The following is a 20,103-nucleotide window of genomic DNA, read 5'->3' as shown; positions in this document are numbered from 1 at the left end:
GAGGTGCCGTCGCCGGCGCCCGGAGGGTCTGACAGCGGAGCGTGCTCGACGTCGGTAGCCTGTGAACGTCCGCCACTCCGAGGAGCACCCGATGAAAATCCACAACCCGTTCCGCACCGCGCTGGTCGCGACGCTCGGAGTGGGCCTGGGCATCGTCCTCATCGGCAGCCTGCAGAGCCTGTCGACCATCCTCCTCTACGTGGGCACGGCGTTGTTCTTGAGCCTCGGCCTCGACCCGCTCGTGTCCTTCCTGGAACGACGGCGGCTCCCGCGATGGCTCGCAGTGCTCGTCACGATCCTCGGCGTTCTGGCGGTGTTCGTGGGAATCGTTCTGATCGTGCTGCCCGTGCTCGTCGATCAGATCTCCCAGCTCGTCGCGCAGATCACGGCGATCGTGCAACGGGGCACCGCGATCGACGACCTCAAGGACTGGATGAAGGACACGTTCCCGAACCTGCTCGTCGACGACATCTTCACCAACGTCGAGTCCTGGCTCACGACGAACCTCACCGAGATCGGCGGTTCGATCGGACAGGGCGTGCTCGTCGCGAGCGGCGCCGTGCTGAGCGGCCTCTTCGGCGCGTTCATCGTGCTCATCCTCACGATCTATCTCACGGCGTCGACTCCATCGCTGAAGCGGGCTGTGTACCAGCTCGCCCCGGCCTCGAAGCGCGAGCGCTTCGTCGACCTGGCGGAGCAGATCACCGACTCCGTCGGCTTCTACGTCATGGGGCAGGTGTCGCAGGGGGTCATCAACGGCGTTCTGAGCATGATCTTCCTGTCGATCATCCGGGCGCCGTTCCCCGCGGTGCTCGCGGTCGTGGCCTTCTTCTTCTCCCTCATCCCGCTCGTCGGGACCCTCACCGGGTCGACCATCATCGTGCTCGTCTGCCTCATCCCGGGGCTCGGCTCTCCGGCGACCGCGATCGCGGCGGCGATCTACTACCTCATCTACATGCAGATCGAGGCTTACGTGATCTCGCCGCGCATCATGAGCCGAGCCGTCGCCGTGCCCGGAGCGGTCGTGGTCGTGGCGGCGCTTGCCGGCGGAAGCCTCCTCGGGCTTCTCGGGGCGCTCATCGCGATCCCCGTCGCGGCGAGCATCCTGATCATCTATCGCCAGGTGCTCATTCCACGCATGAACGAGCTGTGACGCTCACTCGGCAGGCCAGTGGGTCGGCAACGGGAGCGCCGCCGGGTTGACCGCTGCGACGATCTCGGTGAGCACCCGTCGGGTCTGGTTCTCCCCCACCCAGAGATGCTTGGCGCCCTCCACGGCGATGAGGCGGGCATGCGGAATCGATGCGAACCGCTCCGCCGCTTCTGCAGGACGCAGGTAGTCGTCGAACTCCGGGACCAGGATCACGACGTCGCGAGAGGATCGGCCCCACGCGGCGACCTCGTCGGGCGTCGCTCGGTGCAACGGCGGAGAGAGCAGGATGATCCCCTCGACGTCGTGCTCGCGGCCGTACTTCAGAGCGAGCTCGGTGCCGAACGACCACCCCACCAGCCACGGCCGCGGGAGTCCCCGCTCGCGGACGAAGTCCATGGCGGCGGCCACGTCGAACTGCTCTGCCGAACCGCCGTCGAACGCGCCCTCACTCGTACCCCGCGGAGAGCTCGTACCCCGAGTGTTGAAGCGGAGCACGGCAAGATCGGCCAGCGCGGGCAGTCGCGCTGCCGCCTTGCGCAGGATGTGTGAATCCATGAACCCGCCCGCGGTGGGCAGCGGATGCAGGGTCACGAGGGTCGCCACGGGTGACCCGCTCTCGGGGAGCGCGAGCTCGCCGACGAGCGTGAGGTCATCCACGGTCTCGAGAGTGATGTCTTCGCGGCGCGCCGGGAGTTCCAGCGGTCCCCTGATCTCGATGGTCATGCGATCCTCCAGCAGTGCGAGTGCCAATGTCTACGGGCCGCCAGATCCGCGGCGTCCCCCAGCACGCCGTCAGCGCGCCAGGCGACCACGTGCGCCGTGCCCGGCTCGATGACGCGGCCGCACCCCGGGCAGACGTACTCCTTCTGCGCCTGGAGCGCGGAGACCGGCTGCACCGTCCATGACGCGCCGCGGCGCACCTCGGTGCGCTTCCACGAGGCGAGGAGTCTGTCGAAGGAGTCTTCGGTGTCAGGGCGCGCCGGACGGCGCCGGTGCGAGCGCGGCACGGCTGCGGTTCACCACCAGTGGTTCTTCGACCAGAACGCGTAGGCGCCCGCCCAGCCGCCATACCGACTGGAGGCGTAGCCCGAGCCCCAGCGCAGGTTGTCGACAGGGTTGTAGCCGTTCCCCGGCACCTTGCTGCAGGGCAGCGCCTGCACGAGACCGCACGCACCGGACGAACGGTTCGTCGCGTTCGGATTCCAGCCGCTCTCGTGCGAGACGATGTAGTCGACGTAACCCCAGTCCGATTCGGGGATGCCCGCGGCCGCCATCCACTCGGCCGGAGCGCCGCCACCCGTATAGAACAGCGGGCCACCCCCGCCCCCGCCGCCGCTGCGACGCGACGAGGCGACCTCTGGGGTCGGCGTCGGCGTGGGCTTGGGCGTCACGTACACCGAGAACGTGCCGCGCTCCACCGGTGCGATCGCAGCACCCTCAACGGTGACCGTGAGATTCTGCGTGTCGGCGAGAGCTGCGGAGTATGCGGATTCCGTCGCCGGCTCAGCGGGGGGATCGGCGAGCGCCATTCCCGTCGGTGCCACCATCGCCGCAGCGAAACCGACCACGGCAAGGCCCGCGATGACGCCTGCGGCGCCACGCTTGCGCGCGCTCGTCCGGGGCGCAGCCGTCGTGCTCGCAGGCGCCGGCGAGACGAGTTCACCGTCGGGAGTCATGTCGTTTCGGGAGTTCACGATGGGTGACAGCCTACCGCGACGTCTCTGAGATGACCATGGGAACGCTCAGCGGACCGCGAGGATGACGTCGACCGTGGCGTCGAGCAGCGCGTCGACCTGCTCCTCGCGGTACCCTCCGCGCTGCATCCGGAACGCCGCTGCACGCACCTGATCAGCCGTGAGGGGCTCGCCGTCGCGCAGATAGCGCACGATGCGCGTTGCGACGTGGTCGACCTCGTCGATCCGGTACCCGAACGTCAGGAAGCCGGTGCGCGCGAATCGGTGTCGGCGCGGCCTTGCAAGGTGATCGAGGATCTCCTGGGCCTCATCGCGGGCCCGCTCCACCCACACGCCCGCGCCCTGCGCGCGGACCGCCCGCTCACGTTCACGAGCTGCCAAGGCGTCCTCGACGCGTCCGAGCGCGGCGTCGACCTCGCTGACCACGTACCCGTTCTTCACGAGCGGGAACGAGGCCATGCGGACGTCGGCGGCGGTGAGTTCGCCGCCGCCGTTCTCGAACGCGGTCCGCGCCGCGGCGAGGAACGTGTCGACGGCGGAACGATGGTAACCCCGCGCACGCCCCGCGGCGAGCGAGAGGGCGGGCGGCCGCTGCTGCTCGCGCGCGTCGGTGCCGAGGACGTCGTCAGATGCCATCACAGAACCACCCATGGTGAGAGAAGGAAGTAGAGACAGAGCGCGGGGATCGTGGAAGGAAGGATGCTGTCGAGCCGGTCGAGCAGCCCGCCGTGTCCGGGGAGCCAGGAGCTCATGTCCTTGATGCCGATGTCGCGCTTGAGCATCGATTCGCCGAGGTCTCCGAGGGTCGCGGAGAGGAGGATCGCGGCACCGAAGATCACTCCAGCCCACCACGGCAGCTCCAGCAGGAACATCGCCAGCAACACGCCGGCTGCGACAGATGCCACGACGGCCCCGGCGAAACCCTCCCAGGTCTTCTTCGGGCTGATGCGCGGCGCCATCGGATGCTTGCCGAAGGCGAGGCCTGTGGCGTAAGCGCCGGTGTCCGCCGCGACGGCGATCGTGATGAAGCTCAGCACCCACCATTGCCCGCCCTCCTGACGGAGCAGGATCAGCGCGACAGCGGCGAGGAAGGGCACGTAGATCTGGACGAACCCACCGATGACGGCATCCGCGAGCACATCGCCGTAGGTGCGTCCGTCCTTCGCCACCATCTGAGCGAGCAGACGCCACACGATCACGAAGGCAACGGCGACGAACAGCATGACCCATACGAGCCAGATCTGCACGAAGTAGGCCGGCAGCACGACCACCGCCGCAGCCACCAGCTGCGGGACGACGTCGATGCGCCGTCCAGCGCCGCGCAGAGCGAGAGCCAGCTCGTACACGCCGAGCAGGGCAGCCGCCAGCGCGAACGGGATGAAGAAGACCTTGGTGAAGAGCAGCGATGCGAGGAGCGCCGCGCCGAAGGCGAGACCGATCGCGATCGCGACGACGAGGTCGCGCCCTGTCCGCTGCTTGATCCGCTCGTTGGCCTGGTCGAGCTGGTCGCGCGCATGCGACACATGGGTGCCGAGCTCATCGCGCGCGGCGCGCCACTGCTCGCGGATCGCCCCGAGGTCGCCCGTCTCCGTGCGGCCTCCGCTGCGAGTCGGCGTCGGAAGCGGCGGACGCGGCGGGATGCTCGTCGCGTCGAAGCCCGGAAAGGCCTCATCCGCCAAGGGCGCCCCCGTCGCTGAGCCGTCGCCGGCCTGCCGCCGCTTCGGCGGCAGTGGCTCGCCGCGGTCGCTGATGTCGTCGGACATGCCGCCTACACCTCGAGGAGCTCGGCCTCTTTGCGCTTGAGTGCGTCGTCGATGAGGTCGACATGCTGGCGCGTGAGGGCGTCGAGCTCCTTCTCCCCCCGTGCGATCTCGTCCTCGCCGAGCTCGCTCTTGAGGGCATCGAGCTCGTCCTTCGCCTTGCGGCGGATCCCGCGGACGTGCACCTTGGCGTCTTCGGCCTTCGATTTGACCAGCTTGACGTACTCCTTGCGACGGTCCGCCGTCAGCTCCGGCATCGTGACGCGGACGATGTTGCCGTCGTTCGAGGGGTTGGCGCCGAGGTTCGGCATGTCGCGCACGGCCTGCTCGATCGCCTTGAGCGCCGACTTGTCGTAGGGCGTGATGATGAGCGTGCGAGCCTCGGGGTTCGCCAGCGACGCCAGCTGCGCGAGCGGCGTCGGGGAGCCGTAGTAATCCACCATCAGCTTCTGGAACAGCTGCGGGTTGGCACGGCCGGTGCGGACCGTGGCGAAGTCCTCCTTGGCAGCTTCGACCGCCCGGGCCATGCGAGAGGTGGTTTCAGCGAGGACGTCCGCGATCACGGGTGACTCCTATCGTCGGGGTGTTCAGCTCAATTCTATCGGGCAGCCGGTCACCGCCCAGGGAAGCGGCGCTCAGGCGGTGACGAGCGTGCCGATCGGCTCGCCGAGAAGCGCCCTGGTGACGTTGCCCGCCGGCTCCATGCCGAAGACGCGCATGTCCATGTTGTTGTCCATGCACAGGCTGAATGCGGTGGAGTCCACGACCTTGAGACCGCGCTGCAGCGCGTCGCGATAGGTCACGCGATCGATGCGCTCGGCGTCCGCATGCTTGTTCGGATCGGCCGTGTAGATCGCGTCGACGCCGTTCTTCGCCACGAGGACCTCCGTCGCGCCGATCTCAAGCGCGCGCTGAGCCGCCACGGTGTCGGTGGAGAAGTACGGGAGTCCGGCGCCTGCGCCGAAGATCACGACGCGGCCCTTCTCCATATGACGCTCGGCACGGCGCGGGATGTACGGCTCGGCGACCTGCGTCATCGAGATCGCCGACTGCACGCGCGTGGCTGCGCCGGCCTGCTCGAGGAAGTCCTGCAGGGCGAGAGCGTTCATGACAGTGCCGAGCATGCCCATGTAGTCGGCTCGTCCGCGATCCATGCCGCGCTGGCTCAGCTCGGCGCCGCGGAAGAAGTTGCCTCCCCCGACGACGACGGCGACCTCGACGCGATCGACCGCTGCGGCGATGTCACGCGCGATCTGGCTGACGACATCGGGGTTGACGCCGAGCTGCCCGGCTCCGAATGCCTCGCCCGACAGCTTGAGGAGGACGCGGCGGCGTCCGGTGCGTTCGGTCATGGATGTGGTCCTCTCGTCCCGATTCAAGATAGTGCCTCGTAGGCATGAAGAAGGGGTTCGGATCGACTCGATCCGAACCCCTTCGCGGCTGTTACGCGCCGACCTTGAAGCGCGCGAAGTCGGTGACGGTGATACCGGCATCCTTCGCGACCTGGCCGACCGACAGCTTGTTGTCCTTCGCGTAGTCCTGCTCCAGCAAGGCGACCTGCTTGATGAACGCGGCGACGCGACCCTCGACGATCTTCGGCAGGGCAGCCTCGGGCTTGCCCTCGTTGCGCGAGATCTCGGTGACGATCTCGCGCTCCTTCTCGACGGCGTCCGCGGGGACGTCCTCGCGCGAGAGGTACGACGGGTTCGCGAAGGAGATGTGCTGCGCGATGCTGCGAGCCGTCTCGGCGTCGTCACCCGTGTAGGCGACCACGACGCCGATCTGCGGCGGGAGGTCCTTGCTCGTACGGTGCAGGTAGACCTCGACCTTGTCGCCGGAGATCGTGCGCACGCGACGGAGCTCGACCTTCTCGCCGATGATCGCCGCCTCCTCCGAGATGAGCTGCTCGACGGACTTGTCGCCCGCCTGCGCGGCCAGAGCCGCCTCGACGGAGTCGGCCTTGACGGCGGCGACCGCGTCGGCGACCTTGTCGGCGAGAGCGATGAAGCGCTCGTTCTTCGCGACGAAGTCGGTCTCGCAGGCGAGCTCGACGAGCGTCACGGCGCCGTCCTGCTCGCGAGCGACGACGAGGCCCTCGCTGGTCGAGCGGTCAGCGCGCTTCGCGTTGCCCTTGGCACCCTTCAGGCGCAGGATCTCGGTGGCCTTCTCGACGTCTCCGTCAGCCTCCTCGAGCGCCTTCTTGGTGTCGACCATGCCCGTGCCGAGCTGCTCACGCAGCGCCTTGAGGTCGGCGATGGTGAAGTTGGCCATGTGTGGTGGCTCCTTGCTTCGTAGGTGTGAGTGCGTGGTGTTCGCGTGGATTACTGGGCGTCGGCGGCAGGAGCCTCGACAGCCTCAGCCGTCTCGGTCTCCGCTGCCTCGGCGGCGGGAGCCGGTGCGGAGCCGGACTCGAGGAGCTCCTGCTCCCACTCAGCCAGCGGCTCGGCGTCGCCCGCGTCGGGGTTGTGCTTCTGCTGCAGACCCTCGGCCGCGGCGTCCGCGATGATGCGCGTGAGCAGCGACACCGAACGGATGGCGTCGTCGTTGCCCGGGATCGGGTACTGGAAGTCGTCGGGGTCGGCGTTGGTGTCGAGGATGCCGATCACCGGGATGCCGAGCTTCTTGGCCTCGTCGATGGCGAGGTGCTCACGCTTGGCGTCGACGACCCAGAGAGCGGACGGCGTCTTGGTGAGGTTGCGGATGCCGCCGAGCGACTTGTGCAGCTTGTCGAGCTCGCGCTTCTTGAGCAGGAGCTCCTTCTTGGTGAAGCCGGAGGTCGCCGGGTTCTCGTAGTCGAGTTCCTCGAGCTCCTTCATGCGGGCGAGACGCTTCGCGATGGTCGAGAAGTTCGTGAGGAGGCCACCGAGCCAGCGCTGGTTGACGTAGGGCTGGCCGACACGGGTCGCCTGCTCGGCCAGGATCTCCTGGGCCTGCTTCTTCGTGCCGACGAAGAGGATGGTTCCGCCGTGCGCGACCGTCTCCTTGACGAAGTCGTACGCCTTGTCGATGTACCCGAGCGACTGCTGCAGGTCGATGATGTGGATGCCGCTGCGCTCCGTGAGGATGAAGCGCTTCACCTTCGGGTTCCACCGGCGGGTCTGGTGTCCGAAGTGCACGCCGCTGTCGAGCAGCTGGCGGATGGTGACCACTGCCATGGTCGTCTCCTTGTTCTGGCGTCGGGCGCCGTTGAGGTTGTCGCCGACCGGTCGGTCGGACTTCCTGGTGCCCGGCGCACTCCCGCCACCTCGGTGAAGTGGACCTGTGGGAATGGATGCCGCGACCGCAGTCGCTGTGGGCACGCGTAGTCACCCCGATTCGGGGGTGCCCGTCAAGCATACAGGATCGCGCCCACGGACTCGTCCTGCACCGTGCGCCCACCTGGCGGGTTATCCCCGATCACTGCGGTTCCTCGCACGGGAGGTGCCCGCTCCACACGCCGGTCCGCGACCATGACCGCATGACCTCCAGACACCCTCTCGCGCTTCTCCTCATCGTGGCGTCGTGCGCATCGCCGGCGTCCGCGACAGCGTCGCCGTCATCGTCCGCCGTGCACTCCGTACCCGTCGCGCAGGCCTCACCCGGCTCACCCGCACCCGCTGCCATGCGCGACGCTCCCGGCATCCATGTCGCGCCCGGCATCGCGGCGGCCGACGCGGCAGGTGTCGCAGCATGGCTGTGGCCTGTCGACGGACCGCGGCGGGTCGCCGCGCCGTATCGCGCGCCGGCGCACCGATTCGGGGCCGGCCACCGCGGGGTCGACATCGAGACACCTCAGGGCGGGACGGTGCGCGCACCCGCCGACGGCGTGGTCGCGTTCCGCGGAGTCGTGGTCGACCGGGCGCTGCTGACGATCGAACACCCAGGGGGCTACGTCACGACCTTCGAGCCGATGGAGTCCCCGCTGTCCGCGGGCGACCCCGTCGCCGCCGGAGACCTCATCGGTACGGTATCCGCGGGAGGACACACGGCTCCAGGGCGGCTGCACCTCGGCGTGCGGCTGGACGGGGAGTACATCAACCCGATGCTGCTCTGGGGCGACATCCCCCGCGCGGTGCTGCTGCCGTGCTGTGACGCCGGCTGAAAGCGACCAGGCCGTGCCGCCGGGCCGCTCGGACGGCGCACCGACGTGTCGTTCGTCCCCTCCCCCGCACCCCGGCCTGTGGGCGCCGTCACGCCCGCGGGTGCGCGAGTCGGTAGGTGGCGGTCAGGCGCTCTGCCGAGACATGCGTGTAGATCTGTGTGGTGCCGAGGCTGGCGTGGCCGAGCAGTTCTTGCACGGCGCGCAGATCAGCGCCCCCGTCGAGCAGGTGTGTGGCCGCGGTGTGCCGCAGCGCATGCGGGCCCACCGTCTCTGTGCCGACGAGCGGGGCGAGCACGTCTGCGACGAGGGCGTACACCGCACGTGGCCCCAATCGACCCCCGCGGCTGCCGAGGAACATCGCTGCCCCGTCGCGTGTCGCTCTCGCCGCCAGTACGGGGCGCCCCCGGGTGAGGTACGCGCCGATCGCGTCCCCGGCAGGAGCCCCGAACGGGACGACGCGCTCCTTCGATCCCTTGCCGAGGACCCGCGCCGTACCCCGTTGCAGATCGACGTCGTCGACGTCGAGTCCGCACAGCTCCGACACGCGGATGCCCGCCCCGTATAGGAGCTCGAGGACGGCATGGTCTCGAAGATTCACCGGATCGCCGCCGGCGGCGAGCTCCCGCCTGCCGTCGAGCAGCTGGGCCATGGCCTCTTTTGAAGCGACGGTGGGGAGGCTGTGTCCCCGTTTGGGCGCGATGAGCCGGAGGCTCGGGTCGTGTGCGATGAGCTGCTGCTCCGTCGCCCAGCCGAAGAATGATCGCGCGGCCGCGGCCCGTCGCGCGAGGGTGGATCGTGCGTCTCCTCGCTGCGTCGCCCGCCAGAGCCAGTCGCGCAGCGCTTCCAGGTCCACCGATTCCAGACCGACGGACCCCGCCGCATCGCGGAGATCACGGAGGTCGGTGCGGTATGCGCGTACGGTCGCCGGCGACAGCCTGCGCACGGTGCGCAGGTGCTCCGCGAACGCGTCGATCGCCGCTTCGAGGTCCATGGGTCCCAGCTTGCCGCACCTCGACACGGGTTCCGGATGCCCCGCCGGAGAGGATGAGGGCCGTCATCGCTTCGCCGACGCCAGGCGCCATCCGCCGTCGACCTGCCGTACCCGCCCGTCGAGCTCGAGGAACCCGAGGCGTGCACTGACCTGCTCAGGCGCGAGGCCGCTCCGCCGCGCGATCTCGCTGGTCGTGATGCCGGTGCGCGTGCTCAGGGCGTCGAGCAGTCGCTGCTCCACCCGGTCCTCCCCCTGCCCCAGGGCGGCGGGCCCCGCGGGCTCACCCCAGAGTTCGCGGATCTCCCCCACGGTTGTCACGCAGGTGGCGTCATACTCGCGCAACAGTCGATGGCATCCCGACGACGCCGCGCTGGTCACCGGACCCGGTACGGCACCGAGCGGCCGTCCGAGGCTGGCGGCATGTCCGGCCGTGTTGAGAGAACCGCTGCGCCAGCCGGCCTCCACCACGACGGTCGCGTCGCTGACAGCAGCGATGAGCCGATTCCGGGCGAGGAATCGCCATTTCGTGGGAGCCGTGCCGCACGGAACTTCGCTCACGACGGCTCCGACCTCCGAGATCCTGCGCAGGAGCTCACGATGGCCCTGCGGATAAGGACGGTCGATCCCCCCTGCGAGGAAAGCGATGGTCTTGCCCTGTACCTGGAGCGCCGCACGGTGGGCGGCTCCATCGATGCCGTACGCACCTCCGGACACGATCACCGCCCCCGAGGCGGCCAGATCGCCGGCGAACTCCCCCGCGAGCATCTCACCATAGGATGTCGCCGCACGGGCGCCCACGAGAGCGACCTTGGGCGCCGCCTCGAGGAGACCCGGGTCTCCTCGCACCCAGAGAGCGGCCGGAGCGTTGTCGCCGAGGTCGTCGACGGACACGGGCCATGCGGCATCCCCTGGCAGCACCAGACGAGCACCGACATCGGTCGCGCTCATCACGGCAGCCTTGACGGCCGACGCTTTCGCGCGGGGAAGCCACCGGGCGATCGCCTCACGGAGCCGTCGCCTGTCGACCCCGGGCGAGACGAGCGGAGTCGCCTCTCCCCCGAGCAGCAGGAGCGCGTCGGTCGCTCCCATGTGGGCGATCACCGCGCCTGCGTCGCCGTCTCCCGGCTCGGCGATGACGCTCCATGCCGCCCGGGCGATCGCGTCGTCGATGCACGATCCGTCTCGCAACGCCTCGACGGCACGCCGCACCCTGGCATCCGCCCGCAACTCCGCGATCACGACGCCACTCCTCTCTTCAGGAAGAGGGCATGGCCGATCTCCTCCTGACCAGGGCGATCGCGGTCGGCGAGATCGGCCATCGTCCAGGCCAGTCGCAGCACCCTGTCGTATCCGCGCAGCGTCAGCGCTCCGCGTTCCAGCGCACGATCGAGAGGTGCGCGTGCCGCGGCGTCGACGCGCTGCGACGGCTGCCGCAACCACGATCCCGGAACCTCGGCGTTGCGCGCCCACGGCGTTCCCTTCAGCCGCTCGGCTGCGCGGCGGCGTGCCCGACCGACCCGTTCCCTCGCCTCTGCCGTGGTCATCTCCGCGCGCTCTCCCGCGGTCGCCCGCGAGGCCGCGACGCGGGACACGTGCAGCTCGATGTCGATCCGATCACGCAGCGGACCCGACAGCCGGCTCGCATACCTGCGGATCGCGATCGAGGGGCACACGCATTCGGCGCCGCGCACGCCGTAGTTGCCGCAGGGGCACGGGTTCATCGCCATCACCAGCTGGAAGCGGGCGGGGAATCGGGCGTGGAACCCCGCCCGGTGAATCTCGATGATCCCCGATTCGAGGGGCTGCCTGAGCGCATCCAACGCTCCACGGGAGAACTCCCCCGCCTCATCCAGAAAGAGCACCCCTCGGTGGGCGCGCACGATCGAGCCGGGTCTTGCCATCCGCGATCCTCCGCCGACCAGGGCCGTCGACGACGCGCTGTGATGCGGCGCCTCGATCGGAGGCACAGGGTCCAGCCGGTGAACCGGCTGCCCGGAAAGCGACCGGATCGACGCGACCTCCAGTGCCTCTTCGTCGGTCAGGTGAGGGAGGATCCCGGGGAGTCGCCGCGCGAGCATCGTCTTCCCCGCGCCGGGCGGACCGCTCAGCAGGATGTGATGGCCTCCTGCGGCAGCGGCGATCAAGGCATGCACCGCCTCCTCCTGACCGACCACATCAGCCAGATCGAGACTCTGGACGGGCTCGGGGATCTCGGTGCGGACGCCCACCGGATCGACCTCGGGCACCTCGACGTCCGCACCGTGCCAGACCGCCACCTCTGCAAGAGTGGTGGCCGCACGCACGTCGATACCGGCCACCAGCCGTGCCTCCTCCTCGTTCGCACTGGGCACGACCACCCGGTCGAACCCAGCGCGTGCCGCGGCGAAGACAGCGGGGAGCACCCCTGGGACGGGGCGGAGACGCCCGTCGAGACCGAGTTCTCCGATGTAGACCGTGTGTGCGATCGAGCGGAGTGTCAGAGCCCCGCCCGCGGCGAGGGCCACCACGGCGATGGCGAGATCGAATCCTGACCCGTGCTTCGGCAGGCTCGCCGGTGAGAGATTCACCGTGAGGCGACGACGCGGCAGGTCCATTCCGGAGTTCTTGCACGCGTTGTGCACTCGTTGCACGGCCTCGCCGAGGGACTTGTCCGGCAAGCCGATGATCTTGAACTCCGGCGTCTGATTCGACAGGTCGGCCTCCACCTCCACGAGGTGGCCGTCGACGCCGGTGAGAGCGACCGCCCAGGCGCGCGCCGTGCTCATACGACGTCCACCAGATGCTCGAGAGTCGCGCTGAACGGGTCCGCGCCGGTGATCCCGATGACATCTACGCGCAGGGACCGGCCGTGCGCCATGTCGGGGTGCTGAGCCATCCACGCATGGGCCAGCTTCCACAGACGCCGCCTCTTCCGCACGTCGACGGCTTCAAGCGGATGGCCGTATGCCATGGAGCGACGGGTCTTCACCTCCACGAACACGAGCACTCTGCCGCCGAGGGCGACGATGTCGAGTTCCCCCTGAGGGCACCGCCAGTTCCGATCGAGGATGTCGTACCCGGCGGCGGTCAGATACCGTGCCGCCCGTTCTTCGCCCGCTCTTCCGAGGTCGTCTTTCGCTGCCATGCCGACAGCGTGCCCGGAAGGCGACGCTCCGCGATCGGCTCAGCCTCGGATTCCTCAGCGACTGTGGAGAAGCCGCCGCGTTCCGCGTTTGTGGAGGATCACTCGCCGTCGAGGGAGAGCTCCTGCGGCAGCTCGAACTCGCGGCGCTGGAGCTCCTCGACGTTCACATCCTTGAACGTGAGCACCCGCACCGCCTTGACGAAGCGGTCGGCTCGGTAGATGTCCCACACCCACACGTCGCTCATCGAGATTTCGAAGTAGAAATCGTGCTCCGTGTCGCGGCGGACGACGTTCACCTCGTTGGCCAGATAGAACCGACGCTCGGTCTCGACGACGTACTGGAACTGCCCGACGACGTCGCGATATTCGCGGAACAGGGCCAGCTCGAGTTCGCGGTCGTAGTCGTCGAAGGCTTCCTCATCCATGATGAGACCATCCTAGGCGCTGACTCTGATCACCGTCGCACGGGCGGAGGCCATCAGAACAGCGTGGGAGCATCAGCGATCGCCCAGGATGCGCGATGGTGCGGCGAAAGGCCGAGGGCGCGGATCGCGTCGCGGTGCTCGACGCTGGCGTAACCCTTGTTGCGGTTCCACTGATAGTCGGGGTGCTCTGCGTGGAGGTCGATCATCAGTGCATCACGCGCGACCTTCGCGATCACCGACGCCGCAGACACCGACGCGCAGTCGCGGTCCGCCTTCACCTTCGAGCGAACGCGCAGCGGCGCCGGATGCACGGCCGAGACGTAGTCGTGGTTCCCGTCGAGAAGCACCAGGGCGTTGTCCATCGTCACCCCCTGCTCGACGACGCACAGGATGGCCCGCGACGCGGCGAGGCCCAATGCCCGCATGATCCCGACGCGGTCGATCTCGGCTGCGCTCGCCCACCCCACCCCGGAGGCCTGAACCCATGCAGCGGCTCTGGCCGCGACCTCCGGCCGGCGCCGCTCCGGCACGAGCTTGGAATCCCGCAGACCCTCGGGCACCCTCCTCCGAGCGCCTTTGGCGTCGATCACAGCGACCCCCACCGCCACAGGACCGGCCAGGGCACCCCTGCCCACCTCGTCCAGCGCGACGAGGAGCTCGCTCTCTGCCAGGAGTTTGCGTTCGAGCGTGAGCTTCGGTGCGACGACGGTCATTTTGGATCGGGGACCCCGGTGAAGCTGTCGTGGTGGCCGTCGATCAGCCCGAAACGGTCGAGGGGCCATGTCGTAAGGAACGCCTTGCCGACGACGTTCTCCAGCGGCACGAATCCCCCACTGGGGAGGTCCTGGTGCTCACGGGAATCGCGCGAGCGATCGCGATTGTCACCGAGCAACCACAGCGACCCCTTCGGCACCACGACGTCGAACGGGCTGTTCGAGGCCGCCGTGTCACCGGCGGGCAGGTTGAGGTACCCCAGTTCATCGACCGGAGTCCCGTTGATCGTGATCTGGCCGAGTGCGTTGCAGCAGATGACGTGATCGCCGGGGAGGCCGATCACCCTCTTCACCAGGTGGTCCTGCGAATCCGTGGCGGAGATGCCGACGAGGTTGAGAGCCCAGTCGACCGCTTGCACGAGCGGCGGACCCGGAGGAGTCTGCGGCTGCGCGTCCAGCCATCCGCCCGGATCCTTGAACACGACGACGTCGCCGCGCTCGTACCCCGTCCACCGCGGGGTGAGTTCATCCACGAGGATGCGGTCGTTGACCATGAGGGTCCGCTCCATCGACGCCGACGGGATGTAGAACGAGCGGACGATGAACGTCTTCACCAGAAACGAGACGAGCGCAGCGATCACGACGATCACCAGCACATCGCGAAGGAACATGAGGAACCCGCGGCGCCGCCTTCCGGCGGGGTTCGACGCGGGAACGGAGTCGATCGTCATAGGGTTCCTTCACTGTCTCGCACCGCTCGAAGACGGCATCTACTAGGGTCGCACACCCCGGATAGAACACAGCACCCCGGGACATCGTGTCCCGGGGTGCCGTGGAGAGCAGCGCGCGTCAGTTCTCGCGCTTCTCCTTGATCTTCGCCTTCTTGCCGCGCAGTTCGCGCAGGTAGTAGAGCTTCGCACGGCGCACGTCACCGCGCGTGACGACCTCGATGTGGTCGATCACCGGGGAGTGCACGGGGAAGGTGCGCTCGACGCCCACCTGGAAGCTGATCTTGCGGACGGTGAACGTCTCGCGCACGCCGTCGCCCTGGCGGCCGATGACGACGCCCTTGAAGATCTGGATGCGGGAGCGGTTGCCCTCGGTGATGTTGACGTGCACGTTGACCGTGTCACCGGGGCCGAAGTCGGGGATGTCCGAACGGAGGGAAGCCGCGTCGACGGCGTCGAGGATCTGCATGATCGTCTCTCTCTGCATTCGCCACAGGTCGCATGCATGCTGGAAGGAACAAGAATGGGGTGTGCACCGTACGGCGCCGAGGCGTCCGCGGGCTCCCCTGTGGCAGAGCCGGTCACGGCACAAGGACCCATTCTGCCATGGAAGGGTGCGCGCACCAAAACCCGGCGCGCTCGACGGGACGGTCACTCCGTCGAGTCGGTCTCCCTCACGACGATCACGCGATGCGGTGTCGTCCGCTCATCGCCTGCGCGCTCCTCAGCCGGCGTCACGGTGCGCCAGGTGATGGTCTCACGGATCCTCGTCCCGCTGCCCTTCGCCTCGTTCCACAGCTGCCACAGCTGCAACCAGATGAGGGCGATGCCCACGACGATCGCACCGGTGAGCAACCAGCCGAAGGCTCCGTCGATGAAGCACCCGACCGCGATGGTGAGCCCGTGCCACAGGGAGAACCCTGCGACATCCCACCACGACACGGCTCGTTCGACCCGCACGGACGGGCGCGAGCGCGTCAGGAGGGTGAGCAGCAGCTGGCCGAGGAAGACCGACGGGATGGCGATGAAGAGCACCCAGAGGATGGCCCATCCGCCCTGGAAGACACCCCAGCCGATCAGAAGCCAGGCGGGGAGCACGAAGGCCGCCGGCAGCAGCCATCGGAAGAACGCCCTTCGCACCCACATGCTCCGATCGTACGACCCGAGCGTCTGGCGCGCTCGCGTGTTCGCTGTGAGCACGCGAGACGATGACGCCGCCTGCATCGGGGAGAATGGAGGGGACGAGAGGACACCCCCATGATCGAACTGCGCACGCCCGCCGAGATCGACGAGATGCGCGCCGCCGGACGCTTCGTCGCCGAGACCCTCGCCACGCTGCGCGACGAGACCAAGGTCGGGACGAATCTCCTGACGATCGACCGGCGCGCGCACGACCTGATCCGACGTGCCGGGGCGGAGTCCTGCTACATCGACTACCACCCGTCCTTCGGGGCCAGCCCGTTCGGCAAGGTCATCTGCACCTCTGTCAACGACGCGGTGCTGCACGGACTCCCCCACGACTACACGTTGCGCGACGGTGATCTGGTCTCGCTCGACTTCGCCGTGTCCGTCGACGGGTGGGTGGCCGACTCCGCCGTCTCGTTCGTCGTGGGAACCCCGCGCGACGAAGACCTGCGGCTGATCGAGACGACGGAACGCGCGCTCGACGCGGCGATCGCGGCCGCGGTCGTCGGCAACCGCATCGGCGACATCTCGGCCTCCATCGCCGAGGTCTCCCGCGGCGCCGGCTACTCGATCAACACCGAGTTCGGCGGGCACGGAGTCGGCCGCATCATGCACGGCGACCCGCACGTCCCGAACGACGGCCGGGCCGGCCGCGGGTTCCCTCTCAGGGCCGGCCTCGTGTTCGCGCTCGAGCCGTGGCTCCTCGCCACAACGGACGAGCTCGTCACCGACCCCGACGGGTGGACGCTCCGCAGCGCCGACGGCTCCCGCGGCGCGCACTCCGAGCACACCGTCGCCGTGACCGAGGACGGGCCTATCGTCCTCACCGACCGGTCGTTCCTCGGCGTCGACTGAGCGCGGTTCACGCGCCGGCGCGCTCCCAGGAGGCGGCCGGACCCGCCTCCACACGGAACAGCGGGTGCGGCTCGGGATCGCGGACCCCGTCCCACAGCGCGAGCCGATCCGGATCGCGCACGGCGAGCTTGCCGCGCAGATGCAGCCACTCGATGCGCAGCTGCCCGGTCGTGACGGTCAGGTGCTCGCCGAGCCGTACATCCGCCGTATCGACGCGCGAGCGATCGAACCGATAGCCACGCCCGGCCGCTTCATCGGCAACAGCCGTGAGATAGGCGCCGATCGCCGCGACCGGGTCGGCCGCGGAGCGGAATCGTTCGAGCTGGGGATGCCGCGTGTAGCCGACCGTTCGTCCCGCCAGCACCGCCTGTGCGAGCAGCGACTCCCTCCAACAGGCCACGAGCCCTTGACGATCGAGGTACCGCGGATGCAGCGACCAGATCCTCATGCGCGGCGATAAACGAAGACGTCGGTGACGTGCGGGAGGTCGAACTCCGAGCGCCCGGCCGTGTCAGGATCGGTGTCGATCACCAGCGATATCGCCTCGATCAGCCTGGAGCGTCGTTCCGGAGGTGCGACGAGGTAGCTGCTCACCGTGGTCCACCGCCCCACGTAGTCGTCTCGGGAGATCCGTTCGGTCCATGCGATCTCCCTGTGCTGCTCGAACGCGAACCCCGGCAGCACAGCGGCGGCCGAACTCGTCGTGTCGTCCTGAGACCCGACCGCGGGATGAAGAAGTCGATGGCAGGCCCTGTCCCATGCGCACCCGACGTCGGATCTGTTCCAGATGAGGCCGAGCACACCGTCGGCACGGAGGACACGCGCGATCTCGGCACACGCCGCGTCGCGATCGAACCAGTGGAACGCCTGCGCCACGGTGACCGCATCGACGGACGCATCAGCCAGGGGGATGTTCTCCGCGCCCCCCTGATACGTGACGACACCGGCCACCTTGTCACGCAGCACGCCGAGCATCGCGTGGGACGGCTCGACCGCGACGACCTCATCGGCCCACGGCACGAGGAGCCGCGTGAACTTGCCCGTCCCCGCCCCGAGATCCAAGACCCGTCCGACGCGCTCCGGCAGCACCGCGTGCAACGCCCCGTCCGGGAAGCCAGGCCGGAAGCGGTCGTACTCGGCTCCGATGCCCTCGAAGGAGCGGGCCAGCGTCTCGTGCGCCATGATCCGACGTTAGCAGCGGCTGTCATGCAAGACGCCAACGGCGGACCATGGCGGTGTGCCATATTGAGTGGATGATCCCGGAGGACCGTCATGTGCCGGAACGCCTCTTCCTCGCGAGGCACGGCCAGACCGAGTGGAACCTCCAGCACCGGCTGCAGGGACAGCTCGACTCGGCCCTCACACACGACGGCATCCGCCAGGCCGAGACGACCGCTCTCCTGCTGACCGGCAGAGGCATCGTCACGGTGTGCTCGAGCCCGCTCGGCCGTGCCCTGCACACGGCGACCATCATCGCCGATCGGCTCGGGGCCGAACTCGTCGAGGTGCCGGAGCTCGCCCAGGTGCACCACGGCGATATGGCGGGCATGACCTGGGACGAGATCGACCAGATCTATCCGACGGCCAGGGCAGACCGTGCGGCGAACCGGTATGGCTGGGCATTCCCCGGCGGCGAGAGCTATGCCCAGGCGCGTGCACGCGCGCGACGCGCGCTCTCCGCATGCGGGTGGGCTTCGTCCGGCACTCCCCTCCTCATCGCACACGAGATGATCGGGCGGATGCTGCGCGCCGAACTCCGCGGGCTGGATCCCGCTGGTGCGCTCGCCCTCAGGCATCCGCACAGCATCGTCTTCGAGATCGACCGCGGGACGGAGCGGATGCTCTAGCTGAGAAGATCCGGCCGACGACGACGCGTGCGCTCGATCTGCTGCTCACGGCGCCAGGAGGCGATCGCGCCGTGATTCCCGCTCAGCAGCACCTCGGGAACGGCGCGCTCGCGCCACACCGAGGGCTTCGTGTACGAGGGGTACTCGAGCAGGCCGTCTTCGTGCGACTCCTCGACCAGGCTCTCCGGATTTCCCACCACGCCGGGGAGGAGGCGTCCGATGGCCTCGATCATCGCCATCGTCGCGACCTCGCCCCCGTTGAGGACGTAGTCGCCGAGGCTGATGAGGCGCACCTCGCCCAGCTCCGAGGCGTACTCGAACACCCGCTCGTCGATGCCCTCGTACCGACCGCATCCGAAGACCAGGTGGTCTCTCGTCGCGAGCTCCCTGGCGGTCGCCTGCGCGAACACCTCCCCCGCCGGAGACGGGAAGATGATCGTCGGGCGCTCCGACGCGCCCGCCAGCTCATCGAGAGCGAGTCCCCACGGCTCCGGTTTCATGACCATGCCTGCGCCGCCGCCGTAGGGTGTGTCGTCGACGGTGCGGTGCCGATCGTGCGTCCAGTCGCGCAGGTCGCGAACGGAGAGGTCGAGGATGCCTGCGTCCTGCGCCTTACCGAGAAGGGAGAGCGTCAGGCCGTCGAAGTACGACGGGAAGATGGAGACGACGTCGATGCGCACGGGGGAACCGTATCAGCGGTCACTCGGGCGCGTCCGCGGTGGCAGCGTCGTCGTCCGCCGCCGGGACGTCATCGGCATCCGGCAGTTCCTCGAAGAGCCCCGCCGGCGGCGTGACGACCAAGCGGCCGGCTGCGATGTCGACGGTGGGGACGATGGCCTCCACGAAGGGGACCATGATCTCCTGGTCACCGGTCTTCACGATCAGCAGATCCTGTGCGGGGAGGTGGTCCACCCGGACCACCCGTCCGACGACCACCTCGTCGCGGACCACGTCGAGTCCCACCAGCTGGTGGTCGAACCACGCGTTGTCCTCGACGTCGATCTCAGCGGCGTCCTGATCGATCCACAGGATCGCACGGACGAGGCTCTCGGCGGCGGTGCGGTCGTCGACACCCTGGAAGAACACGACCGAGTTGCCGTTCATCACCCGGTAGTCCCGCACGGTGACGGTCTTGCCGTGCCACGGAGATGCCTCTGGCACCTGCAACGTGAACTCGGCGCCCGGGACGAAGCGCCGCTCCGGGTTGTCGGTGTACAGCTCCAGCTTGAGCGCGCCCTTGAGGCCGTGGGCCTTGACGAGGCGCCCGACGCGCAGCTGGTTCTTGCCCTGGTTTCGTTCTCTGGACACCACGTCAGTCATCCGCGACATCGACGCGGACACGCCGCCCATCCGCCAGGGCGGAGATGAGCGTGCGCAGGGCCTTCGCGGTGCGGCCGCCGCGCCCGATCACGCGTCCACGGTCGTCGGGGTGCACGCGCACCTCGAGCAGTTCGCCTCGCGGCGACGTGGATTCGGTGATGCGCACCTCGTCGGGGTGATCGACGATCCCCTTGACGATGTGTTCGAGCGCGGCGGCGAGCACGACG

The 20,103-nt window shown here is 68.7% G+C and carries 27 protein-coding genes; 4 read left to right on the top strand and 23 right to left on the bottom strand.

Annotation, left to right across the window (positions count from 1 at the left end; all coding sequences use genetic code 11):
- Positions 1-91: 91 nt before the first annotated feature.
- On the top strand, positions 92-1,153 hold the full coding sequence (locus AB663_RS11745) for an AI-2E family transporter (protein ID WP_067199178.1): 1,062 nt from the start codon (positions 92-94) through the stop codon (positions 1,151-1,153).
- 3 nt (positions 1,154-1,156) lie between these two features.
- On the opposite strand, the gene AB663_RS11740 is transcribed toward AB663_RS11745, so the two are convergent.
- The 9 genes from AB663_RS11740 to rpsB form a co-directional block, all read right to left on the bottom strand.
- Positions 1,157-1,876, bottom strand: coding sequence for an alpha/beta hydrolase (locus AB663_RS11740; RefSeq protein ID WP_067199175.1), 720 nt, complete (start codon positions 1,874-1,876; stop codon positions 1,157-1,159).
- Positions 1,873-2,160 carry an ATP/GTP-binding protein gene (locus tag AB663_RS17570; protein WP_067199173.1) on the bottom strand — a complete coding sequence of 96 codons (288 nt, stop codon included), beginning with the start codon at positions 2,158-2,160 and terminating at the stop codon, positions 1,873-1,875. Before AB663_RS17570 ends, AB663_RS11740 begins: the two co-directional genes overlap by 4 nt.
- A 9-nt stretch (positions 2,161-2,169) precedes the next feature.
- Complete coding sequence (locus AB663_RS11730) at positions 2,170-2,847, bottom strand: transglycosylase SLT domain-containing protein (RefSeq protein ID WP_232304536.1); 678 nt, start codon at positions 2,845-2,847, stop codon at positions 2,170-2,172.
- 48 nt (positions 2,848-2,895) lie between these two features.
- Entirely contained in the window at positions 2,896-3,483 is a 588-nt protein-coding gene (locus AB663_RS11725) for a DivIVA domain-containing protein (protein ID WP_067199168.1), read from the bottom strand.
- The gene (locus tag AB663_RS11720) at positions 3,483-4,610 is read right to left on the bottom strand and encodes a phosphatidate cytidylyltransferase (protein ID WP_067199166.1); all 1,128 of its coding nucleotides are present in this window, start codon (positions 4,608-4,610) and stop codon (positions 3,483-3,485) included. The genes AB663_RS11725 and AB663_RS11720 overlap by 1 nt, the downstream gene beginning before the upstream one ends.
- Before the next feature lie 5 nt (positions 4,611-4,615).
- Complete coding sequence (gene frr / locus AB663_RS11715) at positions 4,616-5,170, bottom strand: ribosome recycling factor (protein WP_067199164.1); 555 nt, start codon at positions 5,168-5,170, stop codon at positions 4,616-4,618.
- A gap of 72 nt (positions 5,171-5,242) precedes the next feature.
- The gene (gene pyrH / locus AB663_RS11710; protein WP_067199163.1) at positions 5,243-5,959 is read right to left on the bottom strand and encodes a UMP kinase; all 717 of its coding nucleotides are present in this window, start codon (positions 5,957-5,959) and stop codon (positions 5,243-5,245) included.
- 91 nt (positions 5,960-6,050) lie between these two features.
- Positions 6,051-6,878 (bottom strand): translation elongation factor Ts, encoded by an 828-nt coding sequence (tsf, locus tag AB663_RS11705; protein ID WP_067199161.1) that lies wholly within the window; start codon positions 6,876-6,878, stop codon positions 6,051-6,053.
- Between the two features lie 50 nt (positions 6,879-6,928).
- Positions 6,929-7,762: a 30S ribosomal protein S2 gene (gene rpsB, locus AB663_RS11700; RefSeq protein ID WP_067199157.1), complete on the bottom strand. Its 834-nt coding sequence runs from the start codon at positions 7,760-7,762 to the stop codon at positions 6,929-6,931.
- Positions 7,763-8,064: 302 nt separating this feature from the next.
- Here rpsB and AB663_RS11690 point away from each other — a divergent pair, with 302 nt between their 5' ends.
- On the top strand, positions 8,065-8,688 hold the full coding sequence (locus AB663_RS11690; protein WP_083511225.1) for a murein hydrolase activator EnvC family protein: 624 nt from the start codon (positions 8,065-8,067) through the stop codon (positions 8,686-8,688).
- Between the two features lie 88 nt (positions 8,689-8,776).
- On the opposite strand, the gene AB663_RS11685 is transcribed toward AB663_RS11690, so the two are convergent.
- The 9 genes from AB663_RS11685 to AB663_RS11645 form a co-directional block, all read right to left on the bottom strand.
- Positions 8,777-9,679 carry a tyrosine recombinase XerC gene (locus AB663_RS11685; RefSeq protein ID WP_067199150.1) on the bottom strand — a complete coding sequence of 301 codons (903 nt, stop codon included), beginning with the start codon at positions 9,677-9,679 and terminating at the stop codon, positions 8,777-8,779.
- A 63-nt stretch (positions 9,680-9,742) separates the two neighbouring features.
- Positions 9,743-10,918, bottom strand: coding sequence for a DNA-processing protein DprA (gene dprA / locus AB663_RS11680; RefSeq protein WP_083511224.1), 1,176 nt, complete (start codon positions 10,916-10,918; stop codon positions 9,743-9,745).
- Entirely contained in the window at positions 10,915-12,444 is a 1,530-nt protein-coding gene (locus AB663_RS11675; RefSeq protein WP_067199148.1) for a YifB family Mg chelatase-like AAA ATPase, read from the bottom strand. The genes dprA and AB663_RS11675 overlap by 4 nt, the downstream gene beginning before the upstream one ends.
- Positions 12,441-12,803: a YraN family protein gene (locus AB663_RS11670; protein ID WP_067199145.1), complete on the bottom strand. Its 363-nt coding sequence runs from the start codon at positions 12,801-12,803 to the stop codon at positions 12,441-12,443. Before AB663_RS11670 ends, AB663_RS11675 begins: the two co-directional genes overlap by 4 nt.
- Before the next feature lie 98 nt (positions 12,804-12,901).
- Positions 12,902-13,228 carry a DUF2469 family protein gene (locus tag AB663_RS11665; protein WP_067199143.1) on the bottom strand — a complete coding sequence of 109 codons (327 nt, stop codon included), beginning with the start codon at positions 13,226-13,228 and terminating at the stop codon, positions 12,902-12,904.
- A gap of 53 nt (positions 13,229-13,281) precedes the next feature.
- Positions 13,282-13,941, bottom strand: a complete 660-nt coding sequence (locus AB663_RS11660) for a ribonuclease HII (protein ID WP_067199142.1) — start codon at positions 13,939-13,941, stop codon at positions 13,282-13,284.
- Positions 13,938-14,672, bottom strand: coding sequence for a signal peptidase I (gene lepB, locus AB663_RS11655; protein WP_067199141.1), 735 nt, complete (start codon positions 14,670-14,672; stop codon positions 13,938-13,940). Before lepB ends, AB663_RS11660 begins: the two co-directional genes overlap by 4 nt.
- Positions 14,673-14,790: 118 nt before the next feature.
- The gene (gene rplS, locus AB663_RS11650) at positions 14,791-15,138 is read right to left on the bottom strand and encodes a 50S ribosomal protein L19 (RefSeq protein WP_067202652.1); all 348 of its coding nucleotides are present in this window, start codon (positions 15,136-15,138) and stop codon (positions 14,791-14,793) included.
- A 182-nt stretch (positions 15,139-15,320) separates the two neighbouring features.
- A complete protein-coding gene (locus AB663_RS11645) occupies positions 15,321-15,815 on the bottom strand; it encodes an MFS transporter permease (protein WP_067202648.1) in 495 nt (164 codons plus the stop codon).
- A gap of 111 nt (positions 15,816-15,926) precedes the next feature.
- On the opposite strand from AB663_RS11645, the gene map reads away from it, so the two are divergent.
- A complete protein-coding gene (gene map / locus AB663_RS11640; protein WP_067199139.1) occupies positions 15,927-16,709 on the top strand; it encodes a type I methionyl aminopeptidase in 783 nt (260 codons plus the stop codon).
- A gap of 7 nt (positions 16,710-16,716) precedes the next feature.
- Here map and AB663_RS11635 read toward each other — a convergent pair whose 3' ends face one another.
- The gene (locus AB663_RS11635; protein ID WP_067199132.1) at positions 16,717-17,157 is read right to left on the bottom strand and encodes a pyrimidine dimer DNA glycosylase/endonuclease V; all 441 of its coding nucleotides are present in this window, start codon (positions 17,155-17,157) and stop codon (positions 16,717-16,719) included.
- Positions 17,154-17,891 (bottom strand): class I SAM-dependent methyltransferase, encoded by a 738-nt coding sequence (locus tag AB663_RS11630; RefSeq protein ID WP_067199129.1) that lies wholly within the window; start codon positions 17,889-17,891, stop codon positions 17,154-17,156. Before AB663_RS11630 ends, AB663_RS11635 begins: the two co-directional genes overlap by 4 nt.
- Positions 17,892-17,962: 71 nt before the next feature.
- On the opposite strand from AB663_RS11630, the gene AB663_RS11625 reads away from it, so the two are divergent.
- Positions 17,963-18,556, top strand: coding sequence for a histidine phosphatase family protein (locus tag AB663_RS11625; RefSeq protein WP_232304535.1), 594 nt, complete (start codon positions 17,963-17,965; stop codon positions 18,554-18,556).
- Here the strand turns inward: AB663_RS11625 and trmD are convergent.
- From trmD to AB663_RS11610, 3 genes are read right to left on the bottom strand one after another with little or no spacing between them, the layout of a single operon-like run.
- Positions 18,553-19,236 carry a tRNA (guanosine(37)-N1)-methyltransferase TrmD gene (gene trmD, locus AB663_RS11620; protein WP_067199127.1) on the bottom strand — a complete coding sequence of 228 codons (684 nt, stop codon included), beginning with the start codon at positions 19,234-19,236 and terminating at the stop codon, positions 18,553-18,555. The two genes, AB663_RS11625 and trmD, sit on opposite strands and share 4 nt — an antisense overlap.
- A 19-nt stretch (positions 19,237-19,255) precedes the next feature.
- Complete coding sequence (rimM, locus tag AB663_RS11615; protein WP_067199125.1) at positions 19,256-19,876, bottom strand: ribosome maturation factor RimM; 621 nt, start codon at positions 19,874-19,876, stop codon at positions 19,256-19,258.
- Entirely contained in the window at positions 19,869-20,099 is a 231-nt protein-coding gene (locus AB663_RS11610) for an RNA-binding protein (RefSeq protein ID WP_067199123.1), read from the bottom strand. The genes rimM and AB663_RS11610 overlap by 8 nt, the downstream gene beginning before the upstream one ends.
- Positions 20,100-20,103 lie beyond the last annotated feature (4 nt).

The organism is Microbacterium sp. XT11 (assembly GCF_001513675.1).
Lineage (GTDB): Bacteria > Actinomycetota > Actinomycetes > Actinomycetales > Microbacteriaceae > Microbacterium.
This window is presented reverse-complemented; position numbering and strand designations above follow the sequence as displayed.